Genomic DNA, 18,837 nt, shown 5'->3' on the forward strand with positions numbered 1-18,837 from the left:
TTGAAATTTTTCCAAATCCCTCCAAATTCCCCACTTATCAAATCCTGTAAACAATTCCTTATCATTTGTGATTAAATTCGGCAATAACTTTCCGATCAAATGAAACTCTGGATTTCTGTTCTCCTTTGGCTTTGCCCGCTTTTTCTCTCTGCCCAAACCAAAATCACCACCTTGGATAAAAACAGCAAAGCGCCCATATCCGGTGTTTTGGTGAAAATCCAGGGACAAGCCAATCAGGTCACCGATGAAAACGGTCAGGTGGAAATTGACCTGAATAATCCCGGAATCCTGACTTTTTTGCACATCAGCTATGAAACGCTGTCTATCTCAGCTGCACCAAATGAATCCTTAACGCTAGAATTGATACCGGTTATTACGTCACTTTCGGAGGTGATTGTGACGGGATTTGAATCGGAAAGACCACTCGTCCATCAGGCTGGAGCGATCAGCAAGGTTTTGGAAAATGAGCTTTACCGTTTCAATGAGAACTCGATCTTGAGTGCCTTCAATACCAAACCCGGCATTAGGGTGGAGCAAAGGGCGCCGGCAAGTTACAGGATATCTATCAGGGGAAGTTCTCTCCGTTCGCCGTTTGGCGTCCGCAATGTCAAGGTATATTGGAATGACATTCCTTTTACCTCTCCGGATGGAACGACTGCACTGAACCTCCTCGACCTGTCCAATATTCAGAATGCCGAAATCATCAAAGGTCCCGCAGGAAGCATCTATGGTGCAGGAAACGGCGGTGTGATCAGCATGTCCAGCCGCAAAACTGTAACTGAGAATTACCTTTCCGCAGATTTTGGCATTGGGGATTTTGGTTTGCTCCGTTATAGAGTCGGCATCGATCAGAAAGTAGGAAATGGTGGTATCAGCGCTTCCTATGTTTCCCAAAAATCCGATGGCTACCGTCAACACAGTGCTACTGACAGGCAGGTTTTCCAATTGGCCATGCATACCAAGCCTTCTGATACGCAGACGCTTTCTGCACAGATACTTTATTCAGATCTGAATTACCAGATTCCCGGAGCCTTGAATCAGGCACAGGTGGAGGCTGACAGAACCCAAGCCAGACCGGGTTCTGTTGCCCAAAACAGCTCCATCGCCCAAAAAACCATCTATGGGACACTTTCCCATCAGATCGAATTGGGGAAGAAATGGGACAATTCCACCGCACTGTATATGAACAATACGGATTTTGAGAATCCATTTATTCTTGATTACAAAAGGGAAACGGCATTCAGCTACGGAGGTCGGACGAAATTCACCTTTGATGATAAATGGGGATCCTTCCCGGTAAAAATCATTGCAGGTGCTGAATACCAATATGGAAAAACCCTGGCCCAGAACTTTGGCAACAGACAGGGAAAGGCTGATACGATCAGGTTTTCTGATGACCTGATCAGCACGCAGGCTTTTATTTTCCAGCAATTTGAAATTGAATGGACTTCCAAAGTACTCATGACTTTGGGTTTGAGCGAAAACTTTGGCAGGTATGACATCAACAGGTCCATCGACGCAGGACCAAATGATCCAAGCAACAATACCAAAAATTTTGATCCTATAGTCATCCCGAGAATCGCCTTGGTCTACAAAGTCAATCAATGGTCCGGAATCCACGGTAGTATCAGTTCGGGCTTTTCTCCCCCTACCATTGCCGAAGTACGCACCAATGAGGGAAGTATCAATTTAGACTTGGAGGCGGAGAGAGGAGTCAATTACGAAGCCGGCTACAGGGGAAAATTCGGAATATTCAATGTAGATGTGACGGCATTCTATTTCCAGCTTGATCAGACCATCACCTCTTACACCAATGAACAGGGTGTTGTGCTTTTCAGAAACGCTGGGCAAACCGATCAGAAAGGAATTGAGACAAGCCTAGATTATGTTTTGGTCCGAAACCAAAATGCTTTCTTTCAGGAAATCAAGTTGAACCATGCCTTCACCGGGCACTATTTCAGTTTTGGGGAATATGAAAGCGGCGGCAATGATTTTTCAGGAAATCAACTTACAGGAGTCGCACCAAATACCCTGGTCAATATCCTTGATGTCCGCACCAAGCCGGGGTTCTATCTTAATTTCACCCACCAATATGTGGATGCCATTCCGCTGAATGATGCCAATACGGTTTTTCAGGAATCGTATAACCTCATCGGCGGAAGAGTAGGTTGGAGGACCACACTTGGCAGCCGTTGGGATGTCGAAGCCTACGGTGGGGTAGACAATTTATTGGATGAACAATACAGTCTTGGAAATGACCTGAACGCATTTGCCAACAGGTATTTCCAACCCGCTCCTGGTATAAATTTTTATGGGGGAATGAAAATTGGTTTGAGGTATTAAAATAAAAAGAAGGGGATAAAAAATGAATTTTTATTATCCCCTCAATTCATATCAAAAAAACCGTGGAAAAATGCTATTCTCTTTAAAACAAATTTACACAGGGGGATAGTAAGAAAAAATACCGTAAACAGGGTATTTTTTACAGGTTTGAGGCGACTACAAGCTGACTTTGTAACAATCTACTCAAAGCAGATATCCTTTCTGAAGGATACAAAGTCTCTGCTTCTTTGATTTTTTTGAAAGCAATGTCATATTCCTTTTGGTTATTGTAAAAAATAGCACGGTTAAACAATTCCAATCCTTTTAATTGCTGAAGGTTGATAGCCCGAAAGATTGCAGGCTGCAAAAGGTTCTGCACAAGTTGTTGCTCAGGATTCAGGTAAAGTGGATTCTTTTTTGATTCCTTTTCAAAATCAGTCAAATATGCCTTGACCTCATTTTTGTCATTGATAAAACCGGTAAAGCCATCTGTCGATTCCAACACGACTTTTTTGCCTTCCACATTGACTGTGAGAAACACATGAAAGGAAGTCTCCATAATATCATAATCAAAACCATACCGGTCCAAAAACACAGCCATCAAAAAAGATCCGCTGACACAATCAAACGCTCCCGTTTCAATCAACTCCTCTACGCTCGCATATTGATTGTAATCATCCAAAAGATATTGCTGACTTCTGAAAAAAAGCATTTTTAAAAATTTTTCACTTTCACCATAGCGGTCAAAGTCTTTCTGAAGTTTGATGTTCAGTTTTTCAAATTTGGTGCTTGTGGAATCCCAAAAAGCAATGAAGTCATTCGAAGAAATCAAGGATTCTTTCTTTTCATTATTGGACAAAGCAATCCCCGTATAGGAGGTTGAAAGGGCCAAAATCAAGAGTAGAAATCGTTTCATTTTCTAATGTTACCAAATTGTTAAGCCAAGTTAACATTTGAATAACATTAATGCAAAAAAAAGCCTCCACTTTTTTTAGTGGAGGCTTCAGATATGAAATGAAAATTTTTACCAAATAGTGTATCTGAACCTCAAGGCTATCCTTCTGCCTGGGTTGATGCTGGAGAATATCTGATCTTCAGCATTGTACATTCTGAAGACTTCCTCTCTTTTGTCACCCAAAAGGTTATCTACATTGAAAGTCGTCTGTAATCTTTCATCTCTTCCCCAAGTTTTGTTGATATTGATGTTAAGGGAATTGAAAGGGACTGTGTAGGTATCTGTTCTGTTACCGAAACCGACAAAAGTCAAAGTTGGTCCCTGTACATTGTAAAACACACCTGCTTCCAATCCGATGATCGGGTCATTGTAAGAAAAACCTGCGTTAATGATATAAGGTGCCTGACCTGCCATATCCCTTGTTCTGGAAACATTCTCTCCTTCTCTTGCTGATAACTGTCTTGATCTGAATTCTGACTCAGACATTTCGATCTGGGATTTGACATAAGTTAGGTTGGTATTGAAAAAGAACTTTTCGATTTTATTAGAGACAAAGCCCAAAGATTTTCTCAACTCCAATTCCACACCGATTACCTGTCCGTCACCTACGTTTCTTGGCTGGAATGCACCGGGGTCAGATAAGAACTGAACCATTTCGATAGGATTGTCAAATGACTTGTAGAAGACACTGGCAGAAAGCAATTCACTTCTTTCCATAAACTTTTCCCATCTCAGGTCAAAGTTATTGATCCTGGTAGACTGAAGGTTTCCATCCCAAAGGATTTCTGTACCACCATTTGTCGTCTCAGGGAAAAGACCTCCAATGAATGTTCTGCCTGTAATTGGGTCAAGAATTTCAGCAAAAGACAATTCTTTAAAGGAAGGTCTTGCAATAGTCCTTGAAAAAGCAGCCCTGAAATTCTGATTAGATTTGAATGACTTGATCAGATTGACAGTAGGGAAGAAATCGATATCATCCAATACTTTTTCATTGTCAAATACAATGGTTCCCGTCTGGTTGGTACCGGTATAGAACTGACTGAATGTTTCCATTCTGACTCCAATGATAGCCTTCAGGTTATTGAAAGGTGTAAATTCATTAGAAATATAAGCCTGATAACTGTTCAGGTTTGAGTTGTATGCATTAGGGTTGATTGGGATAAATGTTGGATCATACCTCAGACCATTTCTGTTGGTAGAAGAGAAAAGGTTTTCCTCATCCATCACCCTGTTTGGATCTCCGGTAAAAGTGGTACTCCCTGTAGGAAATTGGAAACTTTCAATCAGGAAGTCACGGTCCTTGTATACATAAGCCCCCCCAAACCTAAGTTTGGCAACGGCATCTTTGAACTTATAATTGTTGCTCAAATCCAAGCTGCCGAATAATGACTCCTCATCCAAAGATCTCCAAATACGTGTTGGTAGCCCGACCTCAGTTCCGATATTATTGTTCGGGATCCTAAATCGTAGGATCCTCACATCCGGATCTTCAATAGAAGATCTTGTCGGAGACAATTTCCACTCAAGATTCCATTTTCCTCTATTCAAAAAATGCTCTCCATTGAGTAAAATGTTGGTCATAGCCCTTTCGCTGTATTCAATATTGTATTGATTGGCTTCAAACAATGCACCAAGGTTGGTATTCACAAAATAGAATTGACCTACTTTGGATTCACCGCTCTGAAGTCTCAATAAGTTCAATTTGATTTTTGAATTATCAGACTTGTAAGCAAGTCCTGCTACGCCTCCAAGCAAAACGCTGTTGACTCCAAAGTCACCATTTGAGCGTTCCAAGGCCTCCATTTCGAAGTTATTGGCATCACTTGGTTTTCCAAATAAGTTGTATTGCGCATCGGTAAAATATTGGGTTTCATTTCTGTAAGTGAAAGCCATATTATACCCAAATCTCTTATTCTTAATTTTAAACTGATCGCCGATCGAATAACCCATTCCAAAATCCATCGGACTGTTTTGGCGTGTTCCGCCCAATACCGGATTGAAGTTTCTCAATATCTGCTGAAACTGCTGACCTCTTGGCGAACTTGGATTACCCACAACTTCAGCAAACTGTGGAATGTCATCAATGCCTTGAGTAGGAATGGTTCTTGTTCCGTCATCAAAACCCAACCAATCTGTTTTTCCACCTTCGATTGCGAGGTAGTTTTTATTAAAGTGCATGGAAGGATTGTAACCACCGGTTACGCTCAAGACCATGGTTTTTTCTTCAGGAAAGTCAACTGTCTCAATATCTACAACACCACCTGTAAAATCTGCAGGCAATTCGGCTGTAAATGATTTGGAGACAATAATATTGTCAATCACATTGGTAGGGAAAATATCCATCTGAATGGTATTTCTGTCAGGATCCAAACCAGGTACCTGTACCCCGTTCAAAACGGTTTTGGTATAGCGATCTCCCAAACCACGGATATAAACATACTTTCCGCCTTCAATGGAAACTCCCGTAACCCTTTTGATGGCAGCTGCTGCATCGCCGTCGCCTATTTGTCTAAAGGATGCTCTTGAAATTCCATCCATCAGGTTGGCAGCATTTCTCTTCACTGACATCAAAGCGGCTTCGGTAGTACGGATCGCTTCTGCTGAAATGGTGACAGTCTCAAGGTCAGAAGTAAATTCTGCCATTTTAATGTTTTCCAATACCGTTGTTTCTCCCTCAGTCACCACTACTCCACCAATTTGAATTGTATTGTATGAAATGAAAGATAATTTGAGACTGTAAGTCCCCGGGTCAACAAGTATTTCAAAATCTCCATCAAAATCGGTAACAGCACCTATTTGAAGTCCTTCGACCAAAACAGAGACACCAAATAAAGGCTCTCCGGTTCCTTCGTCAAATATTGTCCCTCTGATGGTTCCTTTTTGTGCATGGGAAAACAAAGGGGATAAAGTGATGATCGTCGTCAATAGCAACAAGATCAATTTTTTCATAATATTATTTTTTTTGTACAGCGTTCTAAATTTCAATTACTCTTTTGAGTCAAAAAAACAAGAAAGAGGCTGTTGCATTACAGCCTCTTTCTGTGGTAATATTTTTCAATTATTTCAAGGCATCAAGGTTTCCTGATGCAGCAGCCCAAGACCAGCCAGCAAATGCTGATTTTGTAGCGCCGATTGTATTGGCATGAAGTGCGACATCAGTAGCATGAACATGGGTACCGTTTCTGAATATTGATGTCAAAGCGACGCCTGCAGGAGAAGTCACTTCTAGCATATTGAAGACTAAGATTCCATTCGTGAAATTGTCTAAAGATTTATTTCCGATTGGATTTCCGTTTGCATCCACTTCACCACTTAAGGATAGATCACCTCTTCCGCCACTAGTAGCCGGGTTAGGGAAGTTGAAGAAATAAATGTTTTCAAAAGTACCTCTAGCACCTGCTCTGAAATCACCAAGCTCTGCTACAGAACTTCCAACCACAGTTCCATTCTTTACAGTATGTGCTGCATTCAATGAACCTTCAGGACCATCTATTTCAAGTGCATGGTCTGTTTCAGAACCACACACCACAATAAAATTATCTAATTCTCCAGCCCAAGCTTGATCTGTGTCGATGGCATCATCACCTGCATTCCAAACTACTGCATTTTTCACATTAACAGTACCACCAAACCACTCGATACCATCATCTTGGTTACCTACTACTTCAACATTTTCAATTACCGTAGCCGAACCAACTGCACCAAGTGTCAAACCGTTGATTTCGTTTCCTTCTCCGATATTGGCACCACCATGTCTGATAGAGACATATTTGAATACACCTGAATCATCAGCAGGAAGATTTCCTCCATAAAGTCCATTGGTATCTGATGGTGGAATACCTTCAATCTGTACTTCGGTCACATTGCCTGCAAAAGAACCTGGAGCTCTGCCTAAAATAAGAACACCACCCCAAAGACCGTTAATATTTGGATCCAAGTTAGGGCTAGCAATTTCACCTGAAATAATTTCATCTGCAACAGATGTGAAAATAATAGGACTTGCAGCTGTTCCGTTTGCGTTGATTTTTCCGCCTCTTGCAACTACAAGAGCGGTAGCGTTAGCACCTGAACCTGCTTCACCTTTAATAACAGTTCCGGCAGCAATGTTTAGGATACCACCACTGACGACAGTAATTCTTCCACCTAAAATGTAGGTCTTGTCTGCAGTCCAGTTTACAGTTCCTGTTATATTTCCTGTTACTCTAATGGTAGTGGCTTCCGCGCCTACTGTCAATACATGTGTAACAGTAGCTGAAGAACCATCTTTATCAGTTGCAGTAAATTCAAATACTAAATTTTTGCCTGCATCCGCTGCAGTGGCAGTGTAAGAAAATTCCTGAGTTGCGCTAGTCTCTCCTGCAAAAGGAACAGTTGCGATTGTAGCACCGTCTTTCTTAATACTAAAAGAAGCAAGACCATCAGGTGCAGAAACAGTTGCAGTTACAGGTCCAACCGTACCACCTGCTTCAATCGAAGCCGTAGCCGGAATTCCGGAAATAGTTACCGGATTGTTTGGTTTCTCGTCCTCTTTACAGCTGGTGAAGACTACCGCTGCAGTCAACATCATCAAGAAGAGTGAAGTGATTTTTTTCATGTGAATTATAATTTAGTTTAGGTTTTCAGTTTTTGATGATGCAAAACTGACTCAAAAAAAGTAGCCGGGGCAATTTTTGCAGTTACCCTTTTTTTAAAAAATGAAACAGAATTTAATATTCCATTAACCTTGAAAACAAAAAAAATCCCCAGTCTCCCGGGGATTTGGTTCTATTGACAATAGAAGCTATTTCAATGTTACGGATTTGTTAATTGGAATCTTTTCCAAGAAAATCTTAACTAGGTCACGGGTGCTGACGTTGTCTGCTTCTGCCTCATAATTGAGGATAATCCTGTGATTGAGTACATCTTCTGCGATTGCTTTGATGTCTTCCGGAAGGACATAATCCCTCCCTTCCATAAAAGCCATCGCCCTAGAAGCAAGGTTGAGATTGATACTTGCCCTTGGCGAAACACCGAACTGAATATATTTGGCTTCATCTTTCAAACCGTATTTTTCAGGGAATCTTGTCGCAAATACCAATTCAATGATATAGTTCTCTAAAGGTTCAGCGATTTTTACTTCGTTGATCTGGGCACGAATGGCAAAAATATCTTCTTTGGAAAGTATTGCATTCACTTCCGAAACGAAGTGCATGTTGGCCATGCGTCGCATGACTTCCATCTCATCCGCTTTGGAAGGATAATCGATGTGCACTTTCATCATAAACCTGTCCACCTGTGCTTCTGGTAGCGGATAAGTTCCTTCTTGATCTACAGGGTTTTGGGTGGCAAGCACCAAAAAAGGTCTGTCCAACTGATAAGTCGTCTCACCGATGGTCACCTGCTTTTCCTGCATGGCTTCTAAAAGTGCGGATTGAACTTTGGCAGGAGATCGGTTGACCTCATCAGCCAAAATGATATTGGAGAAAATCGGCCCTTTTTTTACCTGAAAACTTGCCTCCTGCTGGTTATAAATCATCGTTCCAACCAAATCAGAGGGCAATAAATCCGGTGTAAACTGAATCCTTTTGAAATCAAGGTGAAGCACCTTGGCCAAGGTATTTACGGTAAGGGTTTTGGCCAATCCCGGCACACCTTCCAAGAGAATATGTCCATTGGTAAATAGTCCGATCAAAAGCCTGTTGACCATACGGTCCTGTCCAACCACTACTTTTCTTACTTCATCTATAACTTGTTGTATCTTCTGCTGATGCATTTTTTGGTAATTATGTTAATGGTATTTGGTTAATAGTTAGTTGGTAATTAGAAACCTTTTGAATTAAAGTAGAAATAAATTGAAATATTCATCTCCTATAGCCTTAATTTTCAGGCAAATCCCAAAACTAAGGAGAATCAGTCTTGCGTCTTTTGTCTCATGTCTTGTGTCTAATAATCGGGCTAAATTATAACAAAATACCCTTTATCCCAATTTATGCTTTTTACTTATTGATAAATGGTAAAATGGGTCTTTTGTTACTTCCTCCTTTTTACGGATGCTTGGGAAAAAGTTTTGCCAGAGCTTTTATTTTGGTCCTTTACAAAGGTCTTGATCTGTATATTCAGAAGTCTGTAGATTTCTTCTTTTTCATATTCCCTGACCTCTCCGACAGCAAAACCTGAAATAGTCAGTTTTTCCATTGACCACCTGACAAGCCTTAGCGTCGGATATCCAACGGCGGCCGTCATCTTGCGGACTTGTCTGTTTTTTCCTTCTGTCAGTGTAAGTTGAATCCAAGTATCGGGCACGGACTTACGGTATCTGATTGGCGGATTTCTTTCAGGAAGATCAGGTGCTTCAGAAAGGATTTTTGCAAAGGCTTTTTTGGTACGATACAACTTCCCATCCACATTGATTTCTGTTCCGGATTGAAGTTGGGAAATGGCTTCCTCGGTCGGTAATCCCTCCACTTGGGCAAGGTATGACCGGAGGTGTCCAAATTTTGGGTCAAGCAGGTGGTGGTTTAGAGATTTGTCATCCGTGATCAAAAGCAATCCTTCACTGTCTTTGTCCAAGCGACCGACAGGGTAAACTTTGGGAGGAAAGTCTGATACAAACTTAAGCGTATCCTCCTCACCGCTGAATTGACTTAGGATTCCAAAGGGTTTGTACAGGACGAAGTATCTGTTGTTAGGCATAAAATTATTGGCAAATTACGAGTATTAATGAAATCCATTCCTGTTTGACATACAATTATGAAATCCATTTGGTAAAAATCAAAAGCAATGAACAGGATAAAATTCTTACTTACTTTTTTGAAAGCAAGGATTATGACATCGAAAAAAACGCTGATGAGGGTGAATTGACTTATATCAACCAAATGCTGGATATTGCTGAAAAAGAAATTTTGGAAGGGAAAACCTCATCGCAGAATTTGGTAATGGATCAGATCCGGGAAAAACATGGATTATGTGATTATCTGGACAAACAAAGCAAAATTGACTTTTGGAGAAATTTAGTATTATATATATTTTATGGGCTTTGAAAAGTTGTGATTTTCATTAAAGGACTTATTTTTTGCTTAGAATCATTGAGTTAGCTGTAATTGAAACCCATATCAACTCACATTTTTCTATATAAAATCCGAGAAAAATGCATGTTTATCCGAGATTTGAGTAGGTGTTTTATTCTAATCCAAACAGAATTTTATTTTAAGAAAGTTTAAAATGTACCGTAGTATAAGGATGGTACATACTGGCCCCTGAGTACAAATATCCGGAAGGCATGAAAGTCTGGTTTGCCGGTTTAGTTTGGACAGAACAAAATGCCGAAAAATTAGGTTTCGTTATAATCAAAATAATAGTTGTGAGGGAAAATGCAGGAGGAGGAATGGCTGCCAAGACCCAATCGGGTGTCTATTCCTATGTTTAATCAATCCTAGAGAAAGGAAGTCGAAAGAAGGATTCCAAAATCATAAAGAAAATCTATGCTAGAACAACTTGAAATTTACATCAGCGCACAAAAAACCATCGGCAACTACATGTTGGCGCTTGGTTTGATTATGGTTTTGGTAGCCATACTCATGCATTTTTCCACTACAGACTCACTTTTTTATGGATTAAAAATTGGTCTCTTGGTGTTTGGCTTTTTTTCGTTAATCGGGGGTTACAGTTACAAGTTGACAGAAGATAAACTGTTAAAAAGCCAAACGTCAATTTATCAAGCCAATGCCAATGAGTTTAATCAAGTTGAAAAAGAGCGCATGCAAAAAGTAGTAAAAAACTTTCCTGTAATTCAGTTTGTTTTTGCAGTCTTAATCATTGCAGCTTTAGTTACAAACCTCCTGTTTGATAAGCCGTTTTTGAACGGGATACTTTTTGCTTTAGTCGTTTTTCTGGTTGGAAATATGATCATAGAAAGCATATCAAAGCAATCAATTAGTGCTTATTTTGAACAACTCTCAACAATTAATTAGATGAACGATGTTTTTAAAATTGAAAGCATAAGTCAATTTCACAGTCTCTTGCAGATTCCACCACCAAAACATCCTTTGATAAGCGTTGTTGATTTATCCATATTAAACGACCAAAAACAACCCCCTCAAAGTGACGGAACCAAAATATCTTCTTCATTTTACTCCATTACACTAAAGCACCTGAAAGAAGGTACTTTGATCTATGGAAGAAAACAAGTTGACTTTCAGGAAGGTAGCTTGTTCTTTACCTATCCAGATCAAGTAGTCACATTGAAAAATGCAGTTTTTGAAGATTCCCGTTATAGCTGGGGCTTAATCTTTCATTCGGATTTGATTCTTGGCACTCCGCTAGCATCCAAAATAGCTACATACACCTTTTTTAGATACGAAGTGAATGAAGCATTACACTTATCTGAGGATGAAAAGGAGGGCCTTTCCATCATTATAAATTCTATTCGAACAGAACTCAATCGGCCAATAGACAAGCACACAAAAAATGTATTTGTGTCTGCTATCGATTTATTACTAAATCATTGCAGCCGGTATTACGATAGACAATTCGTTACCCGTGAAAATGAGAATTGCACGATACTTCGAGCCATTGATAAATTTTTATCTAACTATTTTGCTTCCTCTTCACTTATAGAAAAAGGACTTCCAACAGCTTTGCAATGCGCTGAACATGTGAACCTCTCTCCCAACTATTTGAGTGATTTACTTCGTAAAGAAACAGGAAAGTCCACGCAAGAACACATTCACTACCACCTATTGGAAATCGCCAAAGATCGCCTCTTAGGAAGTAATGACTCCGTGAAAGAAATTGCCCATTCCTTAGGATTTGAATACCCGAATTACTTTAGTAATCTGTTTAAGAAAAAAATGGGAGTCAGTCCAAGTGTATTCAGAAATTTGAATTAAGTGAAATAACCATGGACAATTTTTAATAATCATAAATCAAACCTAAAAACCAATGAAAAATAAAGTTCTCCTTTTGATCGGGTATGTAGCCTTAATGGCCTCTTTAGGATGTGGTAGTGAAATGAATGAACCAAACGGTGCACCAATACTCATTTCTGCTAGTGAAGCGGTGTTTCCTCAAACAAGGACGGGGATCGTTTATACGATCATCGGATCTGATCCAGACGGAGATAAACTTTTGTACTCTATTTCAGGACCAGATGCTGCCTCTTTCGCCCTAGATGCATCTACCGGTGAACTAACGTTTCGGGTTGCGCCTGATGTCGATGCTCCGGCTAGTGTAGACGGAGATAATTTTTATTTCATCGATGTAACCGTCAAAGACCCTTCTTTAGCTTCAGACACGCAACTAGTGATTATTGAGGTGTCGCGCCATGATCCTGAAGGCCCTTTCTTATTTAGAGATGGTTCTGTTTTTCTTGGCCCGAATACAATCACCCCCGCAGATCCCAGCATCCTTCAAACTGTAAATTTCATAACGACAGAGTCAAGAACAGTCCCGGACAACCGCTTCCCGAACAACGCACAAGCTAATGTGCACATCTTCCAGGCTATTTATACGAATGGGACACAGATCGAAATGGTTGTCAACACCCAAATCTCCCCTCTTTCTGAAGCTGAGCGTCAAGCAAAGCTTTATGCAGATATTTTGGGAAAACTTGACCCCGTTTTGATTGGAGGAATTGAATCGGTTTTTATTCATCCAGGTGATGCCAATTTTACCGGCCCGGTAGGTATGATTGTTGCCCATACGGGCAGGGCTGAAAAGGATTATACTCCTATAGGCACACTTGAAGAAGTCATGGCCCATGAAGCGGTCCATGCGTCTATTGACCCATTGTACCTAGGATCGAGGGAGTGGAATCAAGCTCAGAAGTCCGATATCGCATTTATTTCGGAATATGCGAGAGATTTCGCTGAAACAGAAGATCTAGCCGAGTCTTACGGGGCCTATTTAATTGTTAAAAATTCGAATCGAAATTCATCCACCACAGTTCAAAGAATACAGGATGGAATACCAAATCGTATTCAATTTTTTAAAGACTTAGGCTTCTAAATGCGAACGACTCATCCGAAGGTGGCGCTACAAGTGTTATGTTCTATTAAGCGAGTAACTGAATTCGGAAATATGAATCTTCGAAATCAATATTTAGGGATAGTTTTTGATAAAATTAAAAAGGGTTTTTCTGTCTACTTTCTATTAACAGAAAAACCCTATCAATCTAAATCTTGAATAATATCAGCTTCCGCAACCTATGCAATCAAAATGACTGTCCATTGGCTTCACGCCTTTGAGTTGCATTTCGAGGTTATGGATTTGGTCACGGGTTTCCATGTCTTGGAACATGTTGCCGGTCAAGGTGCCTTTCAGGTTGTCGATTTCCTGTTCGATGGCAGATTTTTGTTCAGTTGTCATTTTCAAATGGATTTAAGTGGTTACAGCATCCAATATAAAAAAGTTCTTTATTTTTTGTAAATACATGAATGCCTTTCCAATAATTTTTTCTGTTCTATGTTTCTTGGATTCCATGTAAAATAGGTTGGCTTTGGGTTTTCAATCCGCTAAATTTCTGAAAATACCAAATATCATGCTCGACCTCGACATCTTCCAAAAACTTGCTGAATTCAGAAAAACCCTCCACCGATTCCCCGAACTTTCCGGTGAAGAAACCGAAACAGCAAAAAGAGTACAAGACTTTTTCTCCGGATTGGATCCTGACAAAACCATCACAGGACTTGGAGGATCAGGTTTGGCATTTGTTTTTGAAGGAAAAGAACCCGGACCAACAACCTTATTCAGATGTGAACTTGACGGGCTTCCGATCAAAGAAGAAAACTCCTTGTCCCACTTAAGTACTATTCCAAACAAATCCCATGTCTGCGGACATGACGGACACATGGCGATTTTGAGTGGTTTGGGTACTTACTTTTCTATAAATAAACCCAAAAAGGGACGTATAGTCCTACTTTTCCAACCTGCCGAAGAAACTGGTGAAGGAGCGGAAGCAGTGATCAAAGACCCCAAATTCACTGAAATACAACCGGATTTTGCCTTTGCCCTGCATAATCTACCCGGATATCCTCTTCATCAGATTTTGATCAAGCAAGGCCCTTTTGCCGCGGCATCTGTGGGGATGAGTATTCATTTCAAAGGCAGAAACTCGCATTCTGCCCATCCCGAAGCGGGAAACAGTCCGGCAGAAGCCATGGCCAAAACCATTGTAGCATTGGAAAAACTTCCCCAAGGAATAGAAAAATTTTCCCTAGTCACCGTCATCCATGCGGAGTTGGGAAGTATTGCCTTTGGGACCACTCCCGGTACCGCCGTGGTCAGGGCGACCTTACGGGCATTTGAAAATGAAACCCGGGACCTTTTGGTTTCCTATGCCGAACAATTGGCTATACAAATTGCCGACGAATATGGATTGGGAGTTTCTTTTGATTATGTAGAAAGTTTCGCGGCGACACACAATAATCCCGAAGCATGGAAAATTGGTTTGGATGCTGCCAAAAAATTGAATTTGGATATCCGCCATGTCGAAAAACCGTTCAGATGGTCAGAAGATTTTGGCCTTTTTTCTTCCCATACCAAAACCTTGTTGTTTGGTCTTGGGTCGGGATTGGACCATCCGCAGCTCCATGAACCCAATTTTGATTTTCCCGATGAGTTGATAAAGACTGGTGTCGTCATGTTTGCAGAAATTGCCAAAACGCTCCATGATTAACCAAAATTTCCAATCCGATTTGGTTCACTTTCCTGATTTTCATACCCATCAAAAAGGTAATGTCTTCAGCATTTTCAATACCCTTCCTGACGACGGCATTCCGGATCAGTGTTTTTCATGGGGAATCCATCCTTGGTATTTGAATGAAAATTGGGAAAAGGAGTTTGAGAAAATCGAGTCAGCAAAAGCAAACCCAAACTTGGTAGCCATTGGCGAATGCGGTTTTGATTTGATCAAAGGACCTGGTCCAAAACTTCAGATGGAAGCATTTTCAGCTCAGGCTGAATTGGCAAAAAAACTCGGATTACCCATCATCCTACACTGTATCAAAGGAACACATTTGCTTCAGGAATACTTAAAAAACCATCCCGAACCACCAACAATCATTTGGCATGGTTTCAACCAAAATCCTCAAATCGCTGAAAAATTATTGTCTTTTCCGATCTACTTTTCTTTTGGCAAAGCCATTTTGAAACAAGATTCCAACGCACAACAATGTCTCTTGAAATGTCCTTTAGATCGGATTTTTTTTGAAACCGACAATTCGGACATTCCCATATCAGTGATTTATCAGCAAGCTTCTTTACTTTTGGGCCTCTCCGCCGGGCAGCTTGCCGGTCAGGTCGAGGAGAATTGGAACAGGATTTCAAAAAGAAAAATAACATGAGTGAATTTGCTTGGCTGTCGCGGACGGAACTGATAACAGGAAGAGAAGGGCTGGAAAAACTTTCGAAGAAACATGTTTTGATCGTAGGGCTTGGTGGAGTCGGTTCCTTTGCTGCAGAACTGATTTGCCGGGGCGGAATCGGTGAGATGACCATAATCGACGGGGACGTGGTGGACATCAGCAATTGCAACAGACAGCTTCCTGCTACCCAAAAAAATCTTGGACAATCCAAAGCAGAATGGATGGAAGAAAGGCTGCTTAGCATCAACCCCAATCTGAAAATCCATGTCATCAAGGAATTTTTGAAGCCTGCAAAAATGACTCAATTGTTGGAAGAAAATGAATTTGACTTTGTAGTGGATTGCATCGACAGCCTTTTACCAAAACTGCACCTGATAGAAGGTGCGGTAAACCGTGGATTTCCCTTGGTAAGTTCGATGGGTGCAGGGGGCAAAATAGATCCCACCCAAGTGAAGATCGCTGACATTTCCGAAACCCACAGCTGCAAACTTGCTCAAATGGTAAGGAAACGGTTAAAAGCCAAGCAAATCCACAAAGGTTTTAAGGCAGTTTTTTCTACCGAACTGTATATCAAGGAAAGCCTGATGATGACAGACGGCAGCAATTTCAAAAAATCCGCCTATGGAACCATGTCTTTTTTGCCGGCAACTTTTGGATGCGTCACGGCATCGGTGGTAATCAACGATTTGTTGAAAAGCTAGCCTATTCTTCTTTACCGAATCAGGATTCAAAATGGTATAAAAACACCAATACGCCTGTAAATGCAGGTTTCTTTTGGTCCTTGATTTCCAATTTCACATTGACTTCTGCTTTGACAGTTCCACGGAGATTGACCACATTTTTCAAGTTGGCATTGAGTCTTACTTCATTATTGACCAATACAGCCTGCGCAAATCTCAGGCTTTCAATCCCATAATTGACCATCATCTTGAGGTTGTTGACATGGATGACCTGATCCCAAAGGTAAGGAACCAAGGAAAGCGTCAGGTATCCATGGGCTATTGTATCTCCAAATGCCCCTTCCTTTTTTGCCCTTTCAGGATCGGTATGGATCCACTGATGGTCTATGGTGGCGACAGCAAACTGATTGATCTGTTCTTGGGTAATTTGATGATAGTCAGAGACTCCAAGATCCTGACCGATATACTTTTCGAAATCCTCAAAACTCCCAATTGTGATTTTGGCCATAATAGATTGTTGTTTTTAAAAATTTAAAGGTAAAAAAAATTCCCAATGGGAAGGAAACCGATAATAGAAAACAGTCAATTTAGAAAAAACAGCCAATTTCAAACGGGCATCCCATCCCATAAAATTAAATTCTTCTCAACCCTTTCTTAATTCAACTATCCCTATAAATTTGTAAAGCTTGAATCCCATTTTATGAGTATCCTAAGTCTTCGTGCTATCGCTGTTTCCGCACTTATTTTTATTTCTGGGATTTGTTTTTCCCAGGAAGTAGTTCCTCATTATTCTGTTTTGGAAAAAGAAGACTTCATTACCCTTAATCCGGATTACACCGTCTATCAAAAATCGATTTTGACCATTCAGATTTGGGATTCAAAAGGTCTTTCGCATGCCAATAGGGTTCTATATGTCGATAAGCTCAATAAAGCCATCAGTTTTGAGGCCACCGTCACCAGTCTTGCTAACAACAAAGTGCTGAAAAAAGTGAAGCTAAAGGATATGGAAGAGGTTTCGGTGATAGACGATGTTGCCCTTTACCAAGAAGACAAGAAAAAAGTATTTCGGTTGGATGGCGTTCCACTTCCGGTCAAAGTCGAGATAGTGGAGGAGGCCCTTAGTACTTCCAATATGTTTATGGGAGTATGGTACCCGATCGAATATCCCAACCAAAAAGTCAATAAAGCAAGTGTAGAAATTTCTTACCCAAATGAACTCGGCATGAGATACAGGGTGGAGGCGCTGGATTCGATTCCTACCCAAGTGAATAACGGCAATATAACCATCCTCAAATGGCAAACCGAAAACCTGCCCGTATTGGATGCTTCAAAAGAAACCGATTGGCCAAATGTACAATTGGCACCCAATAAATTCTCTTTGGAAGGTGTCACTTCCACTATGGAAAGTTGGGATGGTCTGGGAAAATTCTATAGCCAATTGATTGATCAAAAAGACGAAATACCCGAAGATTTCAAAAAGGAAATCTTTGAGATGGTCCAAAACGCTGAAGATGACTATGAAAAAATTTCGATCCTTTACCAATACCTGCAAAAAAACTACAGATATGTGGCCATATTCCTCGGAATAGGCGGTTGGGAACCGAGGTATGCCTCAGATGTGATCAATACCAAGTATGGGGAATGCAAAGCGCTGACCACTTTGATGAAAGGCATGCTCAAAACCGTCGGCATCGAATCGCAATATTCATTGGTCTTTGCCGGTGATGTGATCAGGCCTTTGGATCCCGATTTTCCGATCAAAAATTTCAACCACGCCTTTTTGAGGGTTCCCTTGAAAGACGAAGTCCTTTGGCTTGAATGTACCAACAATTACCTTCCGGCCGGTTTTTCGGGAAATTTTACCAAAGACAGAGATGCATTGGTTGTCACGGAAAATGGGGGATTTCTAGAAAGAACTCCTGATTATAGGGAATTCAAATTCAACACCCTAAAAAACTCTTATGATATACAACTCCTGGAAAATGGGGACGGGACTTTTAAAGGAAGCAGTTCATTTCAGGGATTTCCAGCAATGGATTTTTTTGCTTTGAATAAATTTTTGGATGACAATCAACGGAAAAACTACCTCAACAGAAATATCGGCGGAAGCGGCATTATTATCAAAGATTACCAAATCCAAACTGGCAATCAGAGGGAGGTCCCGATAGCCACTGTGACTTTTGACGGCAACATCCAAAGATTTGGGCAGCAGACTACAAAGCGGATTATTTTTCCGACCCATCTGAAAAAAATCGAAGCCGACATGTCGGACAATGGACTCCTGAATTTTCAGGAAGAAATTACCATCAAGTCAGACCGAAAAACAGAAATCGAATCCGGAGTTTCCAACATTGAAATCAAGGAAGAACACTTTTCCTACTTTGTAGACAGCAAAATAAGTGAAGATGGAATCATCACCATCAGCAACAGACTGGAAATCAACATTCCCAAAGAAATCAGTAAAGATGATAAGGCCAAAATCATTGCACAGATCAATACCCAAATTCAAAAAAACATCATTCTCAAAAAATCTGAATAA

The 18,837-nt window shown here is 40.6% G+C and carries 17 protein-coding genes; 10 read left to right on the forward strand and 7 right to left on the reverse strand.

What is annotated here, in order from left to right:
- Positions 1-99 precede the first annotated feature (99 nt).
- Positions 100-2,343 (forward strand): TonB-dependent receptor, encoded by a 2,244-nt coding sequence (locus tag NK987_RS15025; protein WP_259264509.1) that lies wholly within the window; start codon positions 100-102, stop codon positions 2,341-2,343.
- A 139-nt stretch (positions 2,344-2,482) separates the two neighbouring features.
- Here the strand turns inward: NK987_RS15025 and NK987_RS15030 are convergent, their stop codons facing one another.
- The 5 genes from NK987_RS15030 to NK987_RS15050 form a co-directional block, all read right to left on the reverse strand.
- Positions 2,483-3,238: a hypothetical protein gene (locus tag NK987_RS15030; RefSeq protein ID WP_258422324.1), complete on the reverse strand. Its 756-nt coding sequence runs from the start codon at positions 3,236-3,238 to the stop codon at positions 2,483-2,485.
- Positions 3,239-3,346: 108 nt separating this feature from the next.
- Complete coding sequence (locus tag NK987_RS15035) at positions 3,347-6,226, reverse strand: TonB-dependent receptor (RefSeq protein ID WP_258422323.1); 2,880 nt, start codon at positions 6,224-6,226, stop codon at positions 3,347-3,349.
- Positions 6,227-6,335: 109 nt separating this feature from the next.
- Positions 6,336-7,871: an autotransporter outer membrane beta-barrel domain-containing protein gene (locus tag NK987_RS15040; protein ID WP_259264510.1), complete on the reverse strand. Its 1,536-nt coding sequence runs from the start codon at positions 7,869-7,871 to the stop codon at positions 6,336-6,338.
- A 186-nt stretch (positions 7,872-8,057) separates the two neighbouring features.
- Positions 8,058-9,029 carry an AAA family ATPase gene (locus NK987_RS15045; protein ID WP_259264511.1) on the reverse strand — a complete coding sequence of 324 codons (972 nt, stop codon included), beginning with the start codon at positions 9,027-9,029 and terminating at the stop codon, positions 8,058-8,060.
- Positions 9,030-9,286: 257 nt separating this feature from the next.
- Positions 9,287-9,949: a pseudouridine synthase gene (locus NK987_RS15050; protein ID WP_259264512.1), complete on the reverse strand. Its 663-nt coding sequence runs from the start codon at positions 9,947-9,949 to the stop codon at positions 9,287-9,289.
- Between the two features lie 44 nt (positions 9,950-9,993).
- Between NK987_RS15050 and NK987_RS15055 the strand changes: the two genes are divergently transcribed.
- From NK987_RS15055 to NK987_RS15075, 5 genes are all read left to right on the forward strand, one after another.
- On the forward strand, positions 9,994-10,296 hold the full coding sequence (locus tag NK987_RS15055) for a hypothetical protein (protein ID WP_259264513.1): 303 nt from the start codon (positions 9,994-9,996) through the stop codon (positions 10,294-10,296).
- Positions 10,297-10,505: 209 nt separating this feature from the next.
- Positions 10,506-10,682 (forward strand): alpha/beta hydrolase family protein, encoded by a 177-nt coding sequence (locus NK987_RS15060; protein WP_259264702.1) that lies wholly within the window; start codon positions 10,506-10,508, stop codon positions 10,680-10,682.
- A gap of 55 nt (positions 10,683-10,737) precedes the next feature.
- Positions 10,738-11,226 carry a hypothetical protein gene (locus NK987_RS15065; protein WP_259264514.1) on the forward strand — a complete coding sequence of 163 codons (489 nt, stop codon included), beginning with the start codon at positions 10,738-10,740 and terminating at the stop codon, positions 11,224-11,226.
- Positions 11,227-12,144 (forward strand): helix-turn-helix domain-containing protein, encoded by a 918-nt coding sequence (locus tag NK987_RS15070; RefSeq protein WP_258422316.1) that lies wholly within the window; start codon positions 11,227-11,229, stop codon positions 12,142-12,144.
- Between the two features lie 52 nt (positions 12,145-12,196).
- Positions 12,197-13,261, forward strand: coding sequence for a hypothetical protein (locus tag NK987_RS15075; RefSeq protein ID WP_259264515.1), 1,065 nt, complete (start codon positions 12,197-12,199; stop codon positions 13,259-13,261).
- A 183-nt stretch (positions 13,262-13,444) separates the two neighbouring features.
- On the opposite strand, the gene NK987_RS15080 is transcribed toward NK987_RS15075, so the two are convergent.
- A complete protein-coding gene (locus NK987_RS15080) occupies positions 13,445-13,621 on the reverse strand; it encodes a hypothetical protein (RefSeq protein WP_259264516.1) in 177 nt (58 codons plus the stop codon).
- Positions 13,622-13,793: 172 nt separating this feature from the next.
- On the opposite strand from NK987_RS15080, the gene NK987_RS15085 reads away from it, so the two are divergent.
- From NK987_RS15085 to NK987_RS15095, 3 genes are read left to right on the forward strand one after another with little or no spacing between them, the layout of a single operon-like run.
- Positions 13,794-14,930, forward strand: a complete 1,137-nt coding sequence (locus tag NK987_RS15085; RefSeq protein WP_259264517.1) for an amidohydrolase — start codon at positions 13,794-13,796, stop codon at positions 14,928-14,930.
- A complete protein-coding gene (locus NK987_RS15090) occupies positions 14,923-15,597 on the forward strand; it encodes a TatD family hydrolase (RefSeq protein WP_259264518.1) in 675 nt (224 codons plus the stop codon). The genes NK987_RS15085 and NK987_RS15090 overlap by 8 nt, the downstream gene beginning before the upstream one ends.
- On the forward strand, positions 15,594-16,319 hold the full coding sequence (locus NK987_RS15095; protein ID WP_259264519.1) for a tRNA threonylcarbamoyladenosine dehydratase: 726 nt from the start codon (positions 15,594-15,596) through the stop codon (positions 16,317-16,319). Before NK987_RS15090 ends, NK987_RS15095 begins: the two co-directional genes overlap by 4 nt.
- 19 nt (positions 16,320-16,338) lie before the next feature.
- Here the strand turns inward: NK987_RS15095 and NK987_RS15100 are convergent, their stop codons facing one another.
- Positions 16,339-16,806 carry a MaoC family dehydratase gene (locus NK987_RS15100; protein WP_258422311.1) on the reverse strand — a complete coding sequence of 156 codons (468 nt, stop codon included), beginning with the start codon at positions 16,804-16,806 and terminating at the stop codon, positions 16,339-16,341.
- Between the two features lie 192 nt (positions 16,807-16,998).
- Here NK987_RS15100 and NK987_RS15105 point away from each other — a divergent pair, with 192 nt between their 5' ends.
- Positions 16,999-18,837 (forward strand): transglutaminase-like domain-containing protein, encoded by a 1,839-nt coding sequence (locus NK987_RS15105; protein WP_259264520.1) that lies wholly within the window; start codon positions 16,999-17,001, stop codon positions 18,835-18,837.

It is taken from the genome of Aquiflexum gelatinilyticum (assembly GCF_024813435.1).
Taxonomy (GTDB): Bacteria; Bacteroidota; Bacteroidia; order Cytophagales; family Cyclobacteriaceae; genus Cognataquiflexum; species Cognataquiflexum gelatinilyticum.